General features: G+C 74.1%; 1 protein-coding gene. It reads right to left on the minus strand.

Annotated elements, in window-relative coordinates; all coding sequences use genetic code 11:
* The coding region (locus M8J74_RS44010) for an Rne/Rng family ribonuclease (RefSeq protein ID WP_249841753.1) at positions 1-2,546 on the minus strand (2,546 nt) is incomplete at both ends.

Raw genomic sequence — 2,546 nt, forward strand, 5'->3', positions numbered from 1 at the left:
CCGGCCCCTCGGCGCACCGGCCGGCGCCGACGCACGCCGGCTCGTCCGGCGCCGGGAGCGGCCACCGCGCACGGCGGCCTCCGCCTCGGCGACGCTGCTGTACAGCTCCTCGTCCGGCTCGAAGACCGGCGCCGGGAGCGCGACCGGCTCGGCGGCCTCGGCGGCGACCTCGGCCTCCGTCTCCTCGGCCTCGGCCTCCGGCGCCTCGACGGCGACCGCGGCCTCGTGGACGTGCTCGTGCCCGTCGCCGCCGCGTCCGCGCTTCTTGCGCTTGCCGCCGCCCCCGCCGGAGCTCGGCTGCTCCATGTGGACGATGACACCGCGGCCGTTGCAGTGGACGCAGGTCTCGGAGAAGGACTCCAGCAGGCCCTGGCCGACCCGCTTGCGGGTCATCTGGACCAGGCCCAGCGAGGTCACCTCGGCGACCTGGTGCTTGGTCCGGTCCCGGCCCAGGCACTCCAGCAGGCGGCGCAGCACCAGGTCCCGGTTGGACTCCAGCACCATGTCGATGAAGTCGATGACGATGATGCCGCCGAGGTCGCGCAGCCGCAGCTGACGCACGATCTCCTCGGCCGCCTCCAGGTTGTTCCTGGTGACCGTCTCCTCCAGGTTGCCGCCCTGGCCGGTGAACTTGCCGGTGTTGACGTCGACGACGACCATCGCCTCGGTCCGGTCGATCACCAGCGAACCGCCACTGGGCAGCCAGACCTTGCGGTCCAGGGCCTTGGCGAGCTGCTCGTCGATCCGGTAGGTGGCGAAGACGTCGACCTCGGAGGTCCACCGCGAGAGCCGCTCGGCGAGGTCGGGCGCGACGTGCGAGACGTAGCCGTAGACGGTCTCCCACGCCTCGTCGCCGCTGACGATGACCTTGGAGAAGTCCTCGTTGAAGATGTCGCGGACGACGCGGACGGTCATGTCCGGCTCGCCGTACAGCAGCGTCGGGGCGTTGCCGTTCTTCGACTTCTTCTGGATGTCCTCCCACTGCGCCTGCAGTCGCTCGACGTCGCGGCGCAGCTCGTCCTCGCTCGCGCCCTCGGCGGCGGTGCGCACGATGACGCCCGCGTCCTCGGGGACGATCTTCTTGAGGATGGTCTTCAGCCGGGCCCGCTCGGTGTCGGGCAGCTTGCGGCTGATGCCGGTCATGGAGCCCTCGGGGACGTACACGAGGTAGCGGCCCGGGAGGGAGACCTGGCTGGTCAGACGCGCGCCCTTGTGGCCGATCGGGTCCTTGGTGACCTGCACGAGGACGGACTGGCCGGACTTCAGGGCGGACTCGATGCGGCGCGGGCCGTTGGCCATGCCGAGGGCCTCGAAGTTGACCTCACCGGCGTACAGGACGGCGTTGCGGCCCTTGCCGATGTCGATGAAGGCGGCCTCCATCGAGGGCAGGACGTTCTGCACCTTGCCCAGGTAGACGTTGCCGACGTACGAGGTCGCCTGCTCCTTGTTGACGTAGTGCTCGACGAGCACGCCGTCCTCCAGGACGCCGATCTGCGTGCGCTCGCCGCTCTGGCGGACGACCATCACGCGCTCGACGGCCTCGCGGCGGGCGAGGAACTCGGCCTCGGTGATGATCGGGACGCGGCGGCGGCCCTGCTCGCGGCCTTCGCGGCGGCGCTGCTTCTTGGCCTCCAGACGCGTGGAGCCCTTGATGGACTGCACCTCGTCGGACGGCTCGGACTTCGGGCGGGGCTCGCGGACCTTGACGACGGTGCGCTCGGGGTCGCCATCGCCGGGCTCGCTGTCGGCGGAGCTGTCACCGGCACGACGACGGCGACGGCGCCGGCGGCGGCTGCTGGAGCTGGACCCGCCGGGCTCGTCGTGAGCGTCCTCGGCGTCCTCCTCCTGCTCGGCGGTGTCCTCGGCGTCCTGGTCGGCCTGCTCGGCGGCGACGTCGTCGGAGTCCTCGTCCTCGCCGGAGGCGTCCGCGGACTCGCCCCGGCGGCGGCGACGGCCACCGCGGCGGCGGCGCCGGCGCGACCCGGTCTCCTCCGACTCGTCGCCGTCGTGGGCGTCCTCGGCCGACTCCTCGGCCTCCTCCGCCTCGTCCTCGTCGGCGGTCTCGACGCGCTCGACGGTCTCGACGGCGGCCGGAGCCTCGGCCTCGTCGCCGAACGCGGCGCCCCGGCGGCGGCGCCGGCGGCGGGCACCGGTCTGCTCCTCCTGGAGCTCCTCGGGCTCGGCGGCCTCGGCACCGGATCCGGACTCGGCGGCGGCCTCGGCGGCGGCACGCTCGGGCGTCTGGAACTTCGGCTCGGCGAACACCGGCGCCTGGAACACGGCGACGGCGGGCCGTGCGGGCCGCAGCGGGCCGTCCTCCTCGACGGACGCCTCGGCGGTCATCCGGGCGGGCTCGGAGAACCCGGTGGCGGCCTTGCGGGCGACCCGGCGGCGACGGCGCGGGGAGGCGTCCTCCTCGGCCGGGGCGGCGGCGGGCTCCTGGGCGGCCTCGGGGGCGGGGGCGGTCTCGGCGGCCTCCTGCGCGGGTGCCGTCTCCTCCTCCGGCGTCCCGGCGGGCGCGGTCACGCGACGCGTGGCACGGCGGC

This window comes from Streptomyces panaciradicis, from assembly GCF_023516615.1.
GTDB classification, from domain to species: domain Bacteria; phylum Actinomycetota; class Actinomycetes; order Streptomycetales; family Streptomycetaceae; genus Streptomyces; species Streptomyces panaciradicis.